The sequence below is a fragment of the Flavobacterium hydatis genome, assembly GCF_000737695.1.
In the GTDB taxonomy this organism is placed as follows: Bacteria; Bacteroidota; Bacteroidia; order Flavobacteriales; family Flavobacteriaceae; genus Flavobacterium; species Flavobacterium hydatis.
The window spans coordinates 1-18,590 of the sequence record NZ_JPRM01000058.1 but is presented as its reverse complement, the minus strand read 5'-3'; the positions used below and the strand labels follow the sequence as shown (position 1 = coordinate 18,590).

Annotated in this window: 16 protein-coding genes; 11 read left to right on the top strand and 5 right to left on the bottom strand. The window is 32.2% G+C overall.

Features of this window, described 5'->3' with window-relative positions; genetic code table 11:
* The first annotated feature begins 33 nt into the window (after positions 1 to 33).
* From IW20_RS24025 to IW20_RS23985, 9 genes are all read left to right on the top strand, one after another.
* A complete protein-coding gene (locus tag IW20_RS24025; protein ID WP_035628677.1) occupies positions 34 to 516 on the top strand; it encodes a DUF2271 domain-containing protein in 483 nt (160 codons plus the stop codon).
* 84 nt (positions 517 to 600) lie between these two features.
* The gene (locus tag IW20_RS24020) at positions 601 to 2,790 is read left to right on the top strand and encodes a PepSY domain-containing protein (protein WP_035628676.1); all 2,190 of its coding nucleotides are present in this window, start codon (positions 601 to 603) and stop codon (positions 2,788 to 2,790) included.
* Positions 2,791 to 2,992: 202 nt separating this feature from the next.
* A complete protein-coding gene (locus IW20_RS24015; RefSeq protein ID WP_035628675.1) occupies positions 2,993 to 4,000 on the top strand; it encodes an FAD:protein FMN transferase in 1,008 nt (335 codons plus the stop codon).
* Positions 4,001 to 4,164: 164 nt separating this feature from the next.
* Entirely contained in the window at positions 4,165 to 4,806 is a 642-nt protein-coding gene (locus IW20_RS24010; RefSeq protein ID WP_035628674.1) for a GNAT family N-acetyltransferase, read from the top strand.
* Between the two features lie 232 nt (positions 4,807 to 5,038).
* A complete protein-coding gene (locus IW20_RS24005; protein ID WP_240478535.1) occupies positions 5,039 to 5,353 on the top strand; it encodes a hypothetical protein in 315 nt (104 codons plus the stop codon).
* Between the two features lie 458 nt (positions 5,354 to 5,811).
* Positions 5,812 to 6,297 carry a DUF4625 domain-containing protein gene (locus IW20_RS24000; RefSeq protein ID WP_081912560.1) on the top strand — a complete coding sequence of 162 codons (486 nt, stop codon included), beginning with the start codon at positions 5,812 to 5,814 and terminating at the stop codon, positions 6,295 to 6,297.
* Between the two features lie 9 nt (positions 6,298 to 6,306).
* Positions 6,307 to 8,739, top strand: a complete 2,433-nt coding sequence (locus IW20_RS23995) for a TonB-dependent receptor (protein ID WP_051886159.1) — start codon at positions 6,307 to 6,309, stop codon at positions 8,737 to 8,739.
* Between the two features lie 28 nt (positions 8,740 to 8,767).
* Positions 8,768 to 9,685 (top strand): DUF4625 domain-containing protein, encoded by a 918-nt coding sequence (locus IW20_RS23990; RefSeq protein WP_035628689.1) that lies wholly within the window; start codon positions 8,768 to 8,770, stop codon positions 9,683 to 9,685.
* 30 nt (positions 9,686 to 9,715) lie between these two features.
* Positions 9,716 to 10,933 (top strand): hypothetical protein, encoded by a 1,218-nt coding sequence (locus IW20_RS23985; protein WP_035628672.1) that lies wholly within the window; start codon positions 9,716 to 9,718, stop codon positions 10,931 to 10,933.
* Between the two features lie 79 nt (positions 10,934 to 11,012).
* On the opposite strand, the gene IW20_RS23980 is transcribed toward IW20_RS23985, so the two are convergent.
* The 4 genes from IW20_RS23980 to IW20_RS23965 all read right to left on the bottom strand — a co-directional run bounded on the left by IW20_RS23980 (position 11,013) and on the right by IW20_RS23965 (position 14,646).
* Positions 11,013 to 11,723, bottom strand: coding sequence for a LytR/AlgR family response regulator transcription factor (locus tag IW20_RS23980; protein ID WP_035628671.1), 711 nt, complete (start codon positions 11,721 to 11,723; stop codon positions 11,013 to 11,015).
* Positions 11,723 to 12,889, bottom strand: coding sequence for a sensor histidine kinase (locus tag IW20_RS23975; protein WP_205625925.1), 1,167 nt, complete (start codon positions 12,887 to 12,889; stop codon positions 11,723 to 11,725). The genes IW20_RS23980 and IW20_RS23975 overlap by 1 nt, the downstream gene beginning before the upstream one ends.
* Positions 12,890 to 12,947: 58 nt before the next feature.
* Positions 12,948 to 13,685 carry a CPBP family intramembrane glutamic endopeptidase gene (locus IW20_RS23970; protein ID WP_035628687.1) on the bottom strand — a complete coding sequence of 246 codons (738 nt, stop codon included), beginning with the start codon at positions 13,683 to 13,685 and terminating at the stop codon, positions 12,948 to 12,950.
* A gap of 169 nt (positions 13,686 to 13,854) precedes the next feature.
* Positions 13,855 to 14,646 (bottom strand): polysaccharide deacetylase family protein, encoded by a 792-nt coding sequence (locus IW20_RS23965; RefSeq protein WP_035628670.1) that lies wholly within the window; start codon positions 14,644 to 14,646, stop codon positions 13,855 to 13,857.
* Between the two features lie 281 nt (positions 14,647 to 14,927).
* On the opposite strand from IW20_RS23965, the gene IW20_RS23960 reads away from it, so the two are divergent.
* Together IW20_RS23960 and IW20_RS23955 are read left to right on the top strand one after the other, a co-directional pair.
* Positions 14,928 to 15,923, top strand: a complete 996-nt coding sequence (locus tag IW20_RS23960; protein WP_035628669.1) for a metal-dependent hydrolase — start codon at positions 14,928 to 14,930, stop codon at positions 15,921 to 15,923.
* A gap of 600 nt (positions 15,924 to 16,523) precedes the next feature.
* Complete coding sequence (locus tag IW20_RS23955; protein ID WP_035628668.1) at positions 16,524 to 17,741, top strand: erythromycin esterase family protein; 1,218 nt, start codon at positions 16,524 to 16,526, stop codon at positions 17,739 to 17,741.
* Positions 17,742 to 17,869: 128 nt separating this feature from the next.
* Here IW20_RS23955 and IW20_RS23950 read toward each other — a convergent pair whose 3' ends face one another.
* Positions 17,870 to 18,574, bottom strand: coding sequence for a hypothetical protein (locus IW20_RS23950; RefSeq protein ID WP_035628667.1), 705 nt, complete (start codon positions 18,572 to 18,574; stop codon positions 17,870 to 17,872).
* Positions 18,575 to 18,590 lie beyond the last annotated feature (16 nt).

Below are 18,590 nucleotides of genomic sequence, written 5' to 3'. Positions count from 1 at the left end.
AAATACCAATTCAATTAAAAATATAAAATCTGAATGAAATCAATATTTAAAATAGCTCTTACTAGCGCATTAATCTGCCTCATCTCTTTTCAAGCTTCAGCTCAGGCAAGCAAATATAAATGTATGCTTCAAATGTCTAATTATATGGGTGAAGGTGCTTACATCGTAGTATCACTTATCAACCCTAAGGGTGAATATGAAAAAACTCTTTATGTAATGGGAGACGATAAAAAATGGTACAACTCTTTAAAAGAATGGAACAAATTCCAAACTAAAAAGCCAGTAGATATCAGTGCAAAAACTGGAGCATCAGTTACTGGCGGAGATCGTAGTATGACAACAATTGAAATTGATGATTCTAAAATAAATAAAGGATATAAATTAAGATTTGAATCTGCTGTTGAAGATCAGAAATATCATGTAAGTGATGTAGAAATACCTCTTACAACTGAAGGCCTTGCTGCTAAAACTGAAGGTAAAGGTTATATTAGATATGTAAGATTAAGCAAGATTTAATACTATAACATAATAGCTTTGTCAAAGTTTTGGACTTTGACAAAGCTTAAAACTCACATTCGATTACCTTTTAGATTACACTCAATGACTCTTTCTTTCTGGCGTTACTCACACTTGGCTTTGGCTTTGTTTTCTTCTTTATTTCTACTGTTGGCATCTATAACGGGTATCATTCTGGCAGTCGATGCTGTGCAAGAAAAAACACATCCATACAAAGTCGAAAATTTTGATCAAATAACCTTAGGACAAACCTTGCCTGCTTTAAAAAAGGTATATCCCGAAATAACAGAATTAAGTGTTGATCATAACCAATTTGTAACTCTTCAGGCTATTGATCAGGATGGTAATGATATCAATGCATATATTGATCCCAGAACAGGAAAACAGTTAGGAACACCTGTTAAAAAAAGCGATTTTATTCAATGGACAACTGGCTTGCACCGTTCTTTATTTCTACATGAAACCGGACGCTTTTTTGTTGGTGTTATTTCCTTTTTATTGGTTTTGATTGCTTGTTCGGGTTTTGCACTTGTATTAAACAGGCAAAGAGGAATCCGCAACTTTTTCTCTAAAGTAATCAAAGAATATTTTGCTCATTATTATCATGTTGTATTAGGAAGATTAACTTTAATTCCGATTCTGATTATTGCAATTACAGGAACTTATTTAACTCTGGAAAGATTTAATTTTTTCATGGATAAAGAGAAAAACCAAAAGGAAAAAACTGAAATTGTAAAATCTTCAAAAGATAAAACGGAATCTGTATTTACTACTACTCTATTAGCTGATGTAAAGAAAATTGAGTTTCCTTTTACATCTGATCCTGAAGAATATTATATTATTCAGTTAAAAGACAGAGAAATTGAAGTTAATCAGGTTACAGGACCTGTAATTACAGAGAAACTTTCCCCGATGACGGTTCAGTTATCTGATTTAAGCCTTGACCTTCATACAGGAAGAATAAATGCAATTTGGGCTGTAATATTAGCTATTGCCTGTATTAATATTCTCTTTTTTATATACTCTGGTTTTGCTATTACTTTAAAAAGAAGATCTAGCCGAATTAAAAATAAATTTAAAGCCAGTGAAAGTAAAATTATTTTACTTGCAGGTTCTGAAAATGGAAGTTCTTTCCGTTTTGCTAATGCTATCCAGAAACAATTAATTGCCCATGGCGAAAAAGTTTTCCTTACAGAACTGAATAATTACAATTTATATCCGAAAGCAGAACATATTATCGTTTTTTCTTCGACTCATGGTTTAGGTGATGCACCTTCTAACGGAAATAAATTTGTATCACTTTTAAAAAAATACAATCAAGAACAAAAAGTCAATTTTTCGGTGGTTGGTTTTGGTTCAAAAGCTTATCCTGATTTTTGTGGTTTTGCTATTGAAGTGGATCAGCTTTTAGCCAGTCAAAATTGGACGGAACGATTTTTAAAAATTCAAACTGTAAACGACAAATCTGCTCTCGAATTTATTGAATGGATAAAATTATGGAGTGCCAAATCTGGAATTCCATTATCGACAACGCCTTCTTTATACAATCATGTTCCTAAAGGTTTACAAAAATTAATGGTTTTAGACAAAACCTTGGTTTCTGAAACGGAACAATCTTTTATATTGACTTTACGTGCCAATATGAGAGCCAAATTTACTTCGGGTGATTTACTGGCCATTTATCCTGCTAATGACACTAGAGAGCGTTTATACTCTATTGGTAATCATTCTGGGAATATTCAATTGGTTGTCAAACTTCATCCTCACGGTTTAGGTTCTGAATTTCTGAATAATCTTAAACCTGGAAATACTATTAAAGCAAGAGTTTTAAATAACAAAGCTTTTCATTTTCCTAAAACGGTGTCAAAAGTTGCTTTAATATCTAATGGAACTGGTATTGCTCCTTTTCTTGGAATGATTGAACAGAATAAGAAAAAAGTTGAAACGCATTTATATTCTGGCTTCCGAATGGAAACGGAAACTGTTTCAGGTTATAAAAAACTCACTGCTGAAATGATTCAAAAGCAACAACTTCAAAGCTTTCATTTGGCTTTATCTCGTGCAGAAAATCATCATTATGTAATGGATTTAATAAAACGTGATGTTAACTTTTTTATTGATTTATTACATCAAGGCGGTGTTATTATGATTTGCGGTTCGCTGGCAATGCAAAAAGATGTAGAAGCTATTTTGGATGATTTATGTCTTTCCAGAGAAATGAAGTCTATTTCATATTATAAAAATAATGGTCAATTGTTGACAGATTGCTATTAGATTAATTGATAGTTGATAATTGATAGTTGATAATTGATAATTATTGGATTGTGTAAGTCCCTTCGGGACGATATATTTATAGAGATTTATTCGACAAAAACCAAACCCCATCGGGGTGACATATATTGGCAAACTAAAAAAAATATCGCTTCGCTGGAGCTTATTAATAAAAACTCATTATTTTTTATTATTCAAAAAAATCATGCATACATCAATCCTACATAAGTTTTTAGTTGTTTTTATAATTGCGTTTAGTTTTTCTGGCAATGCGCAAGTTCTCCGAAAAAGAACGACGCTGCTTATGGGGGGACGTTTTGATATTACTATTGTTGCAAATGATGCAGCATCTGCTGAACAAAATATTGATGAAGTAATTGCTGAAATTACACGAATTGAAAATTTAATCTCTGATTGGAAATCAGATACACAAGTATCAGAAGTGAACCAAAATGCAGGAATTAAACCTGTAAAAGTAGATCGCGAAGTTTTTGAATTAACTCAAAGGGCCATAAAGTTATCTGAAATAACAAATGGTGGTTTCGATATTAGTTTTGCTGCAATGGACAGAATCTGGAAGTTTGATGGATCGATGACCGAGATGCCTTCGGCGGAAGCCATAAAAAAATCAGTAGAGAAAGTCGGGTATAAAAACATCATTTTAGACAGCGTACAATCTACTATATTCCTTAAACTTAAAGGAATGAAAATAGGATTTGGAGCATTGGGTGAAGGATATGCCACCGATAAATGCCGAACGATGATGCTAGCAAAAGGAATCAATGCCGGAATTATAAATGGATCTGGAGACATGAGTACTTGGGGAAAACAACCTAACGGTGAACCTTGGAAAATAGGTATTACAAATCCGTTTAATACCGAGAAACTATTAGCTGTTGTTCCTTTGGGGCAAGAAGCTGTAACTACTTCTGGAAGTTATGAAAAATTTGTAGTTTTTAACGGCAAAAGATATTCTCATATTATCAATCCTGCAACAGGATATCCCGCAACAGGTTTGTGTAGCGTGACTGTTTTTGGCCCTGATGCCGAAACGGCAAATGGTCTTAGTACTTCTATGATGGTTTTAGGTCAAAAAGAAGGTTTGCTTTTACTTCAAAAATTTCCTGCTTATAGTTGTTTGATGATTACGGATAATGGAAAAGTAATCAAATCCAAAAACTTCAAAATTAAAAAGTTCAAGACTAAATTCTAAATCTCGCTAAAATCCTCTACTCTACTTTTTGTATTTATTTCTAAAAAGTATTTCGCTAGATAAAATTATTTACTTTTATATAAAGAGTAACTTTCATAGTTAAAACATAATTAAGAAATCGACTTTTCTGTTTTCTCTGTTTATACTTTTAACTTCATAATCTAATGAATAAAAATATTCAACTTAACATCCTGCAAAATTGGCTAAAAGCTTGGTCTTTATCTAGAAAACTACCTTTGCCTGTAAAATATAAATCTGGATGGATGGTAGATGTTGGCTATGAAAATCAAAAAATGCGATATGTTTTTCCTGAACTTAATGAGCACTTTATTCAATTATCTGAGACTATTGATGAACCTTGGATATATCTAAAAGTTTGTGCTTCGCCTGATGAATTAAAAGACAAATTATCCGAAAAATGGGTAATTCAGCCACAAGGATATATGATGTCTTGCTTTAAGCAAATGAGCTTCCCTGACGGTACATTACCCGATAAATATAAGTTTGAATTTGAGAGTTACAACTCAACCTTTGTTGTTCGGATTGTTACTATTGATGGTGAGCTAGCCTCAATAGGACACGTTGTTCTCGTAGATGATTTGGCTATTTATGATAGAATCTCAACCGAAACAAATCATCGCCGAAACGGTCTTGCTACTTTCTTGATGAAAGAACTTGAAAAAATTGCTTTGGCTAATAACATTCATAATAATTTTCTGGTTGCTACCGAAGATGGTAAATTCTTTTATCAAACTTTAGGATGGGAACTCTACAGGCTTTATACATCGGTTGTTATTCCCGATTAGAATCAAATAAAACTCCATCTGAAATCATTATTATTTATTTTTTAATGAAACAATGTTGCATTTATAAATAAGATTTTTATATTTGCAACAGTATTGCGTTAAGAGCAGGGAAACTGAAGGAAATAACAACTTTTATATCAGAGTTCTTATGGTTTTATTTCTTAGATAAACACGCATTATTAAATCTTGATTCACCAGAATGAAAAAGAAATTTAAATTTATTAATCTTCTTATGCCGCTAATAGTAGTATTTGCTATACTATTTCCGGCAATCCATTCTTATGAACACATACAAAGTCATGATGCTTCTCATAAAAGTACACAGCACTTAACTACAGGGAAAACTGAACTTATAACACACAATCATTCTTCTGAAGAATGTGCTATTTGTCATTTTAAATTTGCTCCTGTAAGTACATTTACTTTCATGTCTTTTGAGTTTTATAAAAGGTGTAACATATCTTCATATGTTTCTTTTTATTACAAAACATATTCCTCTTTCTTTAAGGGATCCTTATTTGCTCTTCGAGCACCTCCAACAATTTAAAGTAAAATCAATTACTTGGCATTAATCCATTTTTAATAGTTTTTTTTTAGATGTTACTACAAAAGCTAATTGTATTAGTTATGTAAATTCATTTAGACGAAGTGTTTATAAACTTATATTTTCTTAAATGACTTATATGGTTTAAAACCACTTTTCTATAAAAACTAACCATATAAGTTATGTAAGTTCATATAAACGAAGTGTTTATAAAACTTATATTTTCTTAAATGACTTATATGTTTAATAAAGTTTTATAGAGCTGTCATTCGGTTTCGTTTACCAAAAAAGCCAAGATTTTACTTCTGCTTAATTGCAATTCCATTTTAAAATAATTCTCATTTCATAGAATAATCCTCTATGAAGATGTCTTTCTGTACTCCTTTTTGAGTTGGCATTACTCATCGTTATGTCATTTAAAAAAGCGCATTCCCCTACCCTGTAACCCAAAATTAATACATATGAACAAAATGAAAATCCAAAAACTTGTACTAGCATCTTTTGCTTTAGTTGGCATCTTTACAGCCTGTGATAGCAGTGATGATAATAAAGTTGACACTGAATATCCTGTTATCGATATATCGGCAACAACCGCATTCCCAATACAATGTAGTGAAGTAATCCGTGGACAAAAATTTACATTCAGAGCTAAGTTTACCGACAATTCGGCATTAGGATCGTATAGCTTGGATATTCATCATAATTTCGACCATCATAATCATAGTACCGAAGTAAATGATTGTACTCCTGAAACCATAAAAAAGCCTGTAAAACCAATGCTTTATATTAATTCTGTGACTATTCCAGAAGGTTTAAAAAGTTACGATGCAACTCAGGAAATCAGCATTCCCGCAGATATCGATCCCGGAGATTACCATTTCCTTATTCGCTTAACCGATAAAGAAGGTTGGCAAACTATTAAAGGTTTAAGCATCAAAATTAAATAAGTGATTTTGATGAACGAAAATAAACCAAATCGATTACAGATTATTTATCTGTTGCTGTTTTGCGCTGTTACTTTTACGAAAGTATCTGCACAATCTGTCCATATATCAGGTAATGTATTCTCTAATAGTCATAAACCTTTAGAAGGTGCAACTGTAACGATTTACCCATCATCTGCAACTACTTTTACAAATAAAGAAGGTGCTTATTACTTTAATCAAATTCCTAAAAACTCAAAGAAACTTATTGTTAGTTACTCGGGTTATATCAAATCTGAAATTGAACTTTCGTTAGATAAAAACTCAAATGTACAACCTGATATTATCTTACATCAGGAAGTTAAGGAACTGCAAGAAGTTGTAATAAAAGATAATTATGCTACACGCCTCAACAAAAAAGAATCTCTCAACATAGATGTCGTAAATAGTAGTTTTATCCAGCGTAATCTTGGTGGTAGTTTGATGCAATCGCTCCAAAGATTACCTGGTGTTAAAACTATTTCTATAGGTTCTGGTGGTTCTAAACCTCTTATACGAGGATTAAGTTTTAATCAGGTTATTGTTGTCGAGAATGGCATTAAACACGAAGGCCAACAATGGGGCGCAGATCACGGGCTAGAAATAGACCAATATGCTGTAAATCGTGTAGAAATCATTAAAGGCCCATCATCATTTATCTACGGATCTGATGCTATTGGTGGCGCCATTAATATAAAACCGTTAGCATTTCCTACCGAGCATACTTTGGGCGGAAGCGTTGATATTACTGGCAAAAGTAATAACGAACAATATGGAGGTTCTTTTAACCTGTTTGGGCGTAATGAAAAATGGTTCTTTGATACCCGAATAACTGCGATGGATTACGGCGATTATCGTGTTCCTACCGATGTGGTTCAGGTTTACAATTATGCAGTTCCGCTTTATAAAAATCATTTGCGTAATACTGCAGGACGAGAACTCGATTTGCATGCAAGTACAGGATATATAGGCCAGAAGTTTAAATCGGTTTTGTATGTGAGTAACGTGTATAGTAAAACTGGCTTTTTTGCCAATGCTCATGGTCTTGAACCTCGAAATGTAGATACAGAACTTCATGATAAATCCAGCCGAGATATACAAATGCCATATCAGGAAGTAAACCATACCAAGATAAGTAACACTACATCTTTTCAATTAGGAGAACATCAATTGGAAACTCAAATGGGTTTTCAAAAGAATTTTCGCCGCGAATGGAGCCATTATGTTAATCATGGTTATATGCCACCTATATATCCCGATGATATGTATGCTCCAAAAGATCTTGAGCGACAATACAACAAAGAAGTTTTTTCTGGTTCGATAAAAGATGAATTTGCAGTAGGTAATCATCAATTTACCGTGGGTGTAAATACAGAATTGCAACAAAATAAAATTGGTGGTTGGAGTTTCCTGATTCCTGCTTTTACTCAAATTAATGCTGGTGCATTTGCTTATGATAAAATTCAACTAAACGAAAAGTGGTTGCTAAACGCAGCAATACGATTGGATTATGGCAGAATTAAAATGAAACAATATACTGATTGGTTTGAAAGCGAGGTAACAACTAATGGACAAACAAATTTAGAATACTTAGAACGTTCTAAAGAGCTTACGCGAACATTTAAAAGTTTTACCTGGTCGGCTGGAGTAAATTATAATCTCGAAAAATTCTCTTTGAAAGCAAATGCAGGAACAAGTTTCAGAATGCCGATTGCAAAAGAATTGGCTTCAAATGGTGTTAATTATCATTATTTCCGATTTGAAAAAGGAGATCCAAACTTATCAGCCGAACAATCCTATCAGTTAGATCTTGGGTTAGAATGGCAGGAAAATAAATGGTCGGTACAACTAAGTCCGTTCTTTAATTATTTTCCTAATTACATCTACTTAAACCCTACTTCGCAACATGATATTTATTATGGAGCAGGTAATCAGGTTTTTGAATATGAACAAAGTAAAGTCATGCGTTATGGAGGTGAATTGCAAACGCGCTATCAATTCTTAAAAAGTTTAAGTGGAGAAATTCTGGTAGAATATCTCTATTCTGAGCAACTATCGGGCAGCAAAAAAGGCTATACACTACCCTTTTCTCCTCCTGCATCAGCTTTGTTTGGTTTAACTTATAGCCCGGAAATTAAAAATCTAAGAGATACGTATTTCTCATTGGATTATCGTTTTACTGCCGAACAAAACCAAATTGTTCCTCCCGAAAAGAAAACGGCGAGCAGCAGTGTTTTCAACCTTGCATTAGGAACAAAAATAAGAACAGGACAACAGGATTTAGCCATTTCGCTGCAAGTACAAAACTTGTTTAATACCAAATACTTAAATCATACCAGTTTTTACCGATTAATAGAACTTCCCGAGGCTAGCAGAAACATTATCCTATCGGTCAAAATTCCCTTTTTAATACATAATCAAAAATAATATGAATCCTTTTAAACAAAAAAACCTTATGAAAAAAGCAAAATTATTCCCCTTGTTTTTACTCTTTGTTGCCGCATTTACAGCCTGTAACAATGATGATGATAATGTTCCCGAAGTTGCAAAGCCCACAATGACAAATGTTGAAATTGGTTCTGCCAATAATAAACAAGGTGTTATTGGTCGTGATTTTCACTTTAATGCCGATGTTAAAGCTGGAGATAAAATTGCGGCAGTACAACTTAAAATACTTCCTAAAAAAGGAGAGAAATATGCAAGCGATTGGAAATTAGAACTAAGCTGGGCTGAATATGTTGGAGCTAAAAATACTACGGTACACAAGCACTTTAATATTCCGAAAGAAGCTCCCGAAGGTAAATATGACTTTTACTTTATAATATTAGATAGCAATGGCTCTAAGCTAGAAATTAAAGAAGATTTTACCATTGTTGATGCTGCAAATTTACCAACCGATCCTTTAATTGGTCGAGATATGATTTCTCGTAACGAAACTTTAATTTACCATATGGGTACTTGGGTTGAGCCTGAACTAATCTTTAAAAAGAACGACGAATTAACTGCTCACGCTCAGATAAGCCAGATTAAAGGCGATGGAATATTATATTCTGTACTGATTAAAAAAAGTGCCAATTATCATCCTGAGAGTATTGACAATCTTGACTTTAAAAAGGTAATCGTGATTTCTAAAGTCGAGCATAAAGGTCTTGCTGCTGCATCAAAAATTTCGACTTTACAAAAAGTGAATGATGTTTGGGGTGGCGAAAAAATTGTTATTGGTGCTGCAACCGATGCAAACCTACCTAATGCAAACCCAATAACTGGCGAAAAAGCATGGGAATCTGGCGTATATAATTGGGTGGTTTTATATAAAAATACAACTTACAATCTCAATGTATATAAGTCAATGCCTATTACTATTAATTATTAATCTAAATATTATCTTAAACAAATCTTTACAATGAAAAACAATTATTACAAACTGATTTTCCTATTTGCTTTATCCACTTTTGCAATCTCTTGTAGCAATGATGACGACGACAATACTACCGAAACTCCAAAGGAAGCTTTGGCTGAATATAAGTATTTGAGAGTATTACTTTCTGATGAAAAAACACCCCAAATTACACTGGTAAATCCAGTTGATGGTACTTCAAGTTTTTTTAATGCGAAATATGCAAAATCAACTATTTACACTACTGAATCCGGTAGATATGCTGGTATTATTCATAGAGCTGATAATACTATAGAAACTTTTGACAGCGGATTTGAAGGTCATGGTGACCACGTTGATGTAGACGGAATTCCGAAATTTGGTGCATTAACTGGACAATCGCCTATGCCTACACATTTTAAAAGTAAAATAGGTGAAGTATTAGCGTTTAATGATGGTGATGGAACTTTATCTGTAGCCAAAGAATCTGATATTAATACTGCTGGAGCTAAATTTAAAGTGATTAATGCTGGTTTATTAGCACATCATGGAGCTATGGCGACTTTCTCTAACGGAACTTATGCTATTACGCAAAAAGACAATTCGGTTACGGGAACACTTCCTGAGAAAGTAAAAATTATAGACAATACGGGAAAAACTCTTTTTGAAGCTACAATTGCAACAAAAGGAATCCACGGAAATGCTTCTGATGGAACTTATGCTGTTTTTGGTTCAGCAAGTGGTGTTCTTGTAGTTGAAAGTTCAGGAAAACAAAAACTTATTGCACTTCCTGAAGGATTTGGAACTTCATGGTTTGGAAGTATTCTGGAAACAAAAGCTCAAGGAAAATTTGTAGGTTTCACTGCCGATAAAGGTGCTTACTTAATTGATGTTGTTAACGGAACAATTAAACCAATCTTACAAAGTACTGACATTACACAATGTAAAGTAAGCTATAATATGAGTAAACTTGGTGTTTTATTGCTTAACGGTAATTTCAAATTATTCAATTTAACTACGTTGCAACTTGAAAAAGAAGGAAAAGTAATTGGTGAAACGGCAAAAGATGCTACGATGAAACCTCAAATCCAACTAACAGAAAATTTTGCTTATATAACTTCACCAACTACAGGAGAATTATTGCAAGTGAGTTTATCTACTATGACTATTGTAAAGAAAATAAAAGTATCTAATACGCCATACCGAATTACGATTCTTGGTTTTGAAAATAGCAAAAGTCATTAAACTTAATTTTTTCAGACACTTTAAATAAGTATTGATTAATAACAGAAGATGCCAATATAAGTTGGTGTCTTCTGTTATTTTACTTTATACCCAATAAGCCAAAAAGTTCTTCTTTTTTATTTAAAGCTATAGAAATTGATTTACCATTAGTGAGTTCTACCGTATTTCCGTTTACGCTTCTTACTGCTTCTAGGTTGAGAATAAACGAACGCTGGACGCGAAAGAAAGTTGGCAAGTTAAGAACTTCTTCCATCGATTTTAGAGTGAGTTGTGTAGTAAAACTTTCGGACGGAATTACGATTTTAAGATAATCTCCCTGTGCTTCTATATAAAGGATTTCATCAAATAAAATTTTCACCAGTTTACCTTCCGATTTTATAAATATTCTATCTGAATGAACCTGATGCTGTATTGTTGCGACCTGACTTACTGAAATTCGGTCTTTTGCTCTGCTAACTGCCTTCAAAAAACGATCAAATCGAACTGGCTTAACCAAATAATCGGTCACACCAGCTTCAAATCCATCTAAAGCAAAATCACGATGTGCAGTAATAAAAATAACTACGGGCGGATGTACTAATGAACGTAACAATTCCATTCCGCTAATTTTTGGCATTTGGATATCGCTAAACACTATATCCACCATATTATTTTGTAAATAGATTAACGCCTCAACAGGATCTTCAAATGAAGCTGTGAGTTCAAGATATGGAATTTCTTTTACGAAAGTTTCAATAACTTCTCTACCAAGTGGTTCATCATCTATAACAATGCAAATTAATTTGTTCATTAGTCTAAATCTATTTTTAAATTGACTTTAAATTTTGTTCCCAGATTTTCGATATTCAGTTCGTGTTTGTCAGGATATAAAAGTTGCAATCTTTTGCGAACATTTGTAATTCCAATACCACCAAATTCTTTATCCCTAATTTCCTGTTCTAAATCATTTTCTAATTGAAAATAAAACTTTTTATCCTCAACTTTTATATCCAAATATATAAACTGTTCCTTATCACTCTTTAATCCATATTTAAAAGCATTTTCTATAAACGTGAAAGTCAAAAGTGGCGCGATATAAAATCCTAACAAATGAGTTGTCTCAGGAATATGAAACTTAATGTTTTTATTGGCTGAATATCGCATTCGCTCCAACTCGATATAATTTTTTATAAACTCTAATTCCTTTTCTAATGCGACTTTTTCAGTATTCGATTCATAAAGCGTATAACTCATAATATCCGAAAGATTCAGGATAACTTCTGGTGTACTATCATCTTTTTTTATCGAAAGTCCGTAAAGATTATTTAATGTATTAAAGAGAAAATGTGGATTAAGTTGGGCTTTCAGAAAGTTCTTTTCGATATTGATATTTTGAATTTCTAATGCAGCTTTTTGATTCTGAATTATTAAATTTTTATTATAAAGCCTTGAAATCTCAAAAAGGATTTTAACAAAAAAGAAAGGTGATAAAATGGTAATAATAATGAATACCTGCGACACCATTCTTCTCACAGATATAGCTTGCAAAAACGTTTGACTTGCACTCATTTTTATAGCTCCTTTTAGTTCTCCTTTAGTTATTTCGAATCCAAGTGAATGATATAATATCGAAATAAAATAAGTTCCTGCCATCCAAATAAAAATAAATAGGACAAAACTGAGTAACAATAATAATATCATTCTGGTTTTTCCTCCCGAGAAAATCTTTGGTAACAACAAATAAAAAAACGCATAAAATACAATTGCATTAACAGTTGCCATCCTAATTGTGAGGATAAGAGCATTGAATATTGAAAGTTGATATGCAAGCACATAACTCAGGAATAACAATATCGAAAAACCCAACCACATCGCAGTATGAAGTAGAATTCTATTTCTTTTTGTATAAAATTTATCAAAATTAAATTCGGCTATTTTGGTCACCAAATAATTTGAAAAAATGGCAGTTTCTTGCATTAAATACATTTTAAATGAAGCAAATTTAAATTATAGTTGTTGAAGTTCTTTCCTTAATCTATAATATTCTGATAATAGCATTCATTATATTAATGGTATTGTGTCCTAACATTGGATAGATAAGATTACCAGAAAATTTTCGAAGTATTCCAAGACTTAAAGAAGATATTAAGGTTAGATACACAATTACAATAATGTCAAATTTAAATTGATGATCTACTGTTAAAACTGCCCCATGTGCCACGCCAAATAGAACTGTAACGATGATAAATCCCCATCCAAATTTTATTCCTTTAAAATCCCATTTTGGTAAAAACGCCTTATCCAGAAGCCATAATCCGATTCCTCTAAATAGAATTTCTTCTGTTAAACCAGGCATTGTGGCTTGAAATGCAAAAGTTTCCAGATCAAAAGTACCTCCTTTAGGAAACAAAGCCATCTTAAAAACAAGATCAAATAGCAGGAATCCGAAGAAAATCAAAACTCCAAATCTTAAATCGCGTCTAGAATTGCTTTTGTTTGTAAAACCAATTTCTGCACGATTTTGTTTATTTACCGAAAAGACAATTACCAAGCCTAAAATTAAGCTTAAAAATTTCCCAATCCATGTAAATTTTAAACCAAAAGTTTCTAATGATAAATACTTCTGACTGAAATGCTGGAGATAACAATCTGCTAAAAAGTATAACATAAAAAAGAGGAGAAATTTTAGGTCTACTTTTTTAGTATTTACAAAAGCAAAAATAAAAAGTGGCAGAATCAATAAAAGCCAAATAAGTGGTGTAAGTGATGACATAAGTTTAATTTTTCTTCCAAAAGTATTTGTACCATACATGGATAAAAAAAACTACCGCCGAAAATACTTTATCTACCGACAAAAATTATTTACTGATCGATAAAAGATTTCTGCTATTTCACTTTATCACTATAATTCTAGCAATCATAGTATTCACTTTGAGAATATTTTACAGATTTTTCAAATCGTCTACCGTATAAAACTTAAGCTTATTATCTTTTGCATACTCACATATTTCTTGTAAAGCAGCAAGAGGAGTTTCTATTTTTTCGTCAGCAACTTCTACTGTTTTATGCCCGTAAAAAATAACAATCTTATTATGCTTTTTGGCGTAGTCCATAAGAGTTTTATAATATGCAACATCAAACTGTTTGTAATCGTCATCTATACCTAAACCGTAAATAATCCGATTACCCTCATAATAACAATATTGCGAATCAGGATAAAGTTTACCATAAGTTGTGCCTCTTATAAAATCAAAATGTTTTAATAATTCATTGTCCAAATCTGCATTGCGTGCTCCATCAGGATAAGCAAATGAGCGCAAATTAAATCCATCTTTACCCATTGCTGCTTTTAGCGGCAATATCTCATCATTTATATACTTTTCAATTCCATATTTGGCCGAATATTTAAGGGCATTTTCATGATTATAACCATGTGCTGCAATATCGTGTCCCATGTCTTGCAAATAGTGTAATTTTTTCTTTTGCGAATCGTTTAAAGAATCATATTTACATATAAAAAAAGTCGCTTTCCAATCTAAATGGCGCAGTCTTTTTTCGGCATTATACCAATCATCAACATAATTATCATCGAAGCTTAATATTATACCTGGCTGAATTTTTTTCTGCACAGGAAGAAGCGGGTTTGATTTTTTTTCCTCAGAATAAGTGCTTGCTGTATAAAGTAAAATACCTATGGTAAAAAGGCCAATAAGTGCATATATAATTCGCTTCATAGTATAGATTTTGTAATCAAATTTAAGTATTATCCTCTAAAAAAATCAACTTGTGGTTATTAATTATTTTATTAATAAAACCTCTCCTTTTGTTGACTTATTAACCTCTAAGATTAAGCTATAGACTTTTTTACGCAGATTCTAAAAGATATAAGCAGATGAACGCAAATTAATTATAACTACTTTTAAAATTAAATCAGTCTAATCTGAATCAAAAAACATTTTCTTTAAAGCAGAATCAAACCTACTTTCTGTTTAAATTTGCAGTTCAACAATACCCTATGGATTCATTTACTCAAATTGTGTTAGGAATTGCAACTGCTGAATTATGTGCAGGCAAAAAATTACAACGCAAAACAATTTTATATGGTGCAATTCTAGGAACTATACCTGACTTAGACGTTCTTGTTGGGATGTTTTTAAATCCTGTAAATGGAGTAGCAATTCATCGAGGATTAAGTCATTCCTTATTGTTTTTCGGCTTATTATCGCCCATATTAAGTTGGTTTATTTCTAAAATTGAACAAGGAAAAATTAATTTCCGTAGTGCAACTTTTTTAGTTTTTTGGTGTTTGTTTACCCATGTATTACTGGATATGTTTACTTCTTGGGGAACACAAATTTTCTGGCCTCTACCCGACCGAATTGCCTTTAAGACTGTTTTTGTAATTGATCCTTTATATACGCTTCCGTTACTTATTTGCTTGATTATAGGATTGCGAAAACCTACTTTCGCTTTGCGAAAAAAATATGTTTTACGTGGTATATATATTAGTTCGTTTTACCTCTTGGTAACTTGTGGTTTAAAACTTTATGCATTACAACAATTTAAAAACGCACTGCAAGAACAACATATAACTTATGATGATCTTATCGTAAAGCCAACAGCTTTTAATTGTATTTTATGGAATGCTAATGTAGCCACAAAAGAGGCATATTTATTAGCAGATTATTCCCTATTTGATAGCAAACCCATAACTTTTGAGCGTTATGAAAAAAATAATGCTCTATCCCAACAACTTACTGGCAATCCCGATTTTGAAACCTTAAAAAAAGTGAGCGAAGGATGGTTTATCGTAACCCAAAAAGACAACGATTACTACTTTAATGATTTGCGTTTTGGGTTACTTACCAAAGATCCTAAACAACCTCAATTTGCCTTTAGCTATGTTTTTAAGGATGAAAACGGAGAACTAAAGGCTCAGGAAGTACCAAAACAAAAACGTGATGGAAAAGCCTTAATGCTAGGAATCCTAAATAGAATTAAAGGGAATTAGATTTTACTGTTTTCTACATTTATACTAATTTTTCACGTAAAAGAGTTCGTAAAGGATTACACAAAGGACGCAAATTTTTTGTTGTAATACTGTGTGTAGACGCACTGCGGTGCGTCTCTACTATTGGAACGTGTAGCATAGATCTGTCTTAATTATTGACAATCAATTTCTGTAGAGGTGCACCGCAGTGCGTCTACGTAATCTACATCTATAATCTTTTTTTGGTTGTGTTGATTTAACCGCAAAGAGCTAGGAAGTCACAAAGGATTACGCGAAGAACGCAAAGTTTTTGTCGTAATACTGTGTGTAGACGCACTGCGGTGCGTCTCTACAGTTGGAACGTGTAGATAAAAGTGTTTTCTATGTGTTTTATTATTGACAATCAATTTCTGTAGAGGCGCACCGCAGTGCATCTACGTAATCTGCATCTATAATCTTTTTTTTGGTTGTGTTGATTTAACCGCAAAGAGTCACGAAGTCGCAAAGGAAATTGTATATAAACCTTGCGACTTGACTACTTTACATACTTATTACAAAGCAGTTTATGTAATTATACATTGTATAATTATTATTTGTATTTTAGTAATCAAAAACTACCATATGACCAAAAACCTCCTTTACTCCGTTTTGTTCAGTTGCTTTTTTTCTGTTTGTACTTTTGCTCAAGGACAATCTCTAAACTGGATAAATTCTCATGCTTTACCAATTACCGACAATGAGAATGATAATAAAGCCTATTATACACAATTAACTAATCTTCTTAAGGATAACAAGATTTGTGGTCTGGGCGAAGCTTCTCACGGAACTCATGAATTTTATACCGAAAAGAATCGTATTATTAAATACCTGATTACAAATGCTCAATATAGATCGATAGGTTTTGAGTTTGGATATTCGGCAATAGAACCAATTAATACTTATTTATTAACTGGAAAAGGAGATTTAAAACTACTCATTCAACCATTGCGTTTGTTTAATACTAAAGAAATATATGATTTATTCGAATGGGTAAAAACCTATAATACCGCTAAACCTCTTAAAGATAAAGTTACTCTTTTTGGTTTTGATACTAATTATATCAAATCGGATATTGATGCTAGTGCTAACTTTTGTTCTGCTTATTTAGCAAAAAATGCTACTGTTTATACTAACGGAGCGGCAGCAATACCTGTCTTAAAGAAGATAACCACTCCTGATTTTCCTTTATATGAATTATCAGATGCAGAAATGGAAATTATTTCTCGCTTAAATGCTGAAGTAAAATTAAAAGGTGCATCGACTATTAAAGGCTTTAATGATTTCAAAAAAGACTTATCACTTTTATACCAAGGCACGTTATTATCTAATCCTTTGGCAAGAGATGAATTTATGGCCGAAAATCTTGCCACCTTTCAACAGGAAAGTAAAGCAAAAACTATTATTTGGGGACATAATATTCACTTTGCAAAAGATACCAATATGCCTAAAGCCAAAGGTATGGGATATCATATAAAAGAAAAATATGGCAATGGATATTACGCAATAGGTTTTGATACTTATAAAGGAAAAGTAACTGTACTAGATGGCAATGATTATGTAGAGCGCAGTTTTGAAGCACTTCCTAAATCATATTCGGCATTGTTTGCAGAGGCTAAGTTTCCTACTTTCTTTGTAGCTTTTGATTCTGCCGAAGAAAGTCCTTTTTATAATGCTAATGGGAATATAACTAATATATACTCTAACTGGACAAATGTAATCGCATTACCTATGAAACCAGGCGTTGATTTTGATGCGCTAATCTTTATAAGAGAAACTACTCCATCGATTATATTAAAGTAAAACACTAAGAAATTAATTTAACCATATAAGTGATATAAGTAAATCTAAGCTTGTCTTATCGGCGTAAACTTAAATGAACTTGCATCACTTATATAGTTAGAAAATGGTTATTTTCTTTTTAATAAAGATTACTTTAAATCATCAAATTCCAGGTACAATTGTTTTAAAAGTGTGATAGAACTATTCGTTCCATTTACATCAATCTGAATATTATTTCCTGCTACGCCAATTGGGTTATTTACAGATTTATCCACTGTAATTAAACTGTATTTTTCATTTTTTATAAGTGTACTCAAGTCAGTTTTCACTTCTAAAATCTGTTCAAAATCAGGCTTATTTGTAAGCTCATGAACCATAAACTGCTCTTTTGCATTACCAAAAATTATAAAATTAGTTGTTGCTGACTTTACTTCGTCTGGATTAAACTTTTTATAAAAAATTACTTGTTTGATAGATACCACAATATCCGAAGCTATCTTCTTCCCTCCTCTTTCAAAATGACCTCTGTAAAGATTTGCTTTGAATGATTTAGGATTATTAATCATATCTGGCAAAACAAACGTTTCGGGTTCAATCATATAAGTATTATATTCAGGATTCTTTTCCTGATCTGCCACAAATAATTTCTTTGTTTTACTATCTAATTCTAGTTCTAAAATAATTTGATAATTATGTGGAGAACGAAACATGGGTAAGTGTGAAGCGTAAATTTTTTCTTTTCCAAAAATCAACATTCCGTGTGTCGATGGCATATCTGGACTAACATTATGATGTTGCGCATTTAACAATGTAACAAAAAAGAAAAAAAGCAATGAAACTGAATAAGATCTCATAATCTAAATTTAAAAT

What these genes read in the sequence shown, in the direction of transcription:
- IW20_RS23960 (WP_035628669.1), top strand. Translation starts at nt 14,928, where the DNA reads ATGGATTCATTTACTCAAATTGTGTTAGGAATTGCAACTGCTGAATTA.
- IW20_RS23975 (WP_205625925.1), bottom strand. Translation starts at nt 12,889, where the DNA reads ATGCAAGAAACTGCCATTTTTTCAAATTATTTGGTGACCAAAATAGCC.
- IW20_RS23955 (WP_035628668.1), top strand. Translation starts at nt 16,524, where the DNA reads ATGACCAAAAACCTCCTTTACTCCGTTTTGTTCAGTTGCTTTTTTTCT.
- IW20_RS23990 (WP_035628689.1), top strand. Translation starts at nt 8,768, where the DNA reads ATGAAAAAAGCAAAATTATTCCCCTTGTTTTTACTCTTTGTTGCCGCA.
- IW20_RS23980 (WP_035628671.1), bottom strand. Translation starts at nt 11,723, where the DNA reads ATGAACAAATTAATTTGCATTGTTATAGATGATGAACCACTTGGTAGA.
- IW20_RS24010 (WP_035628674.1), top strand. Translation starts at nt 4,165, where the DNA reads ATGAATAAAAATATTCAACTTAACATCCTGCAAAATTGGCTAAAAGCT.
- IW20_RS23950 (WP_035628667.1), bottom strand. Translation starts at nt 18,574, where the DNA reads ATGAGATCTTATTCAGTTTCATTGCTTTTTTTCTTTTTTGTTACATTG.
- IW20_RS24015 (WP_035628675.1), top strand. Translation starts at nt 2,993, where the DNA reads ATGCATACATCAATCCTACATAAGTTTTTAGTTGTTTTTATAATTGCG.
- IW20_RS24000 (WP_081912560.1), top strand. Translation starts at nt 5,812, where the DNA reads ATGAACAAAATGAAAATCCAAAAACTTGTACTAGCATCTTTTGCTTTA.
- IW20_RS23995 (WP_051886159.1), top strand. Translation starts at nt 6,307, where the DNA reads ATGAACGAAAATAAACCAAATCGATTACAGATTATTTATCTGTTGCTG.
- IW20_RS24025 (WP_035628677.1), top strand. Translation starts at nt 34, where the DNA reads ATGAAATCAATATTTAAAATAGCTCTTACTAGCGCATTAATCTGCCTC.
- IW20_RS23965 (WP_035628670.1), bottom strand. Translation starts at nt 14,646, where the DNA reads ATGAAGCGAATTATATATGCACTTATTGGCCTTTTTACCATAGGTATT.
- IW20_RS24005 (WP_240478535.1), top strand. Translation starts at nt 5,039, where the DNA reads ATGCCGCTAATAGTAGTATTTGCTATACTATTTCCGGCAATCCATTCT.
- IW20_RS23970 (WP_035628687.1), bottom strand. Translation starts at nt 13,685, where the DNA reads ATGTCATCACTTACACCACTTATTTGGCTTTTATTGATTCTGCCACTT.
- IW20_RS23985 (WP_035628672.1), top strand. Translation starts at nt 9,716, where the DNA reads ATGAAAAACAATTATTACAAACTGATTTTCCTATTTGCTTTATCCACT.
- IW20_RS24020 (WP_035628676.1), top strand. Translation starts at nt 601, where the DNA reads ATGACTCTTTCTTTCTGGCGTTACTCACACTTGGCTTTGGCTTTGTTT.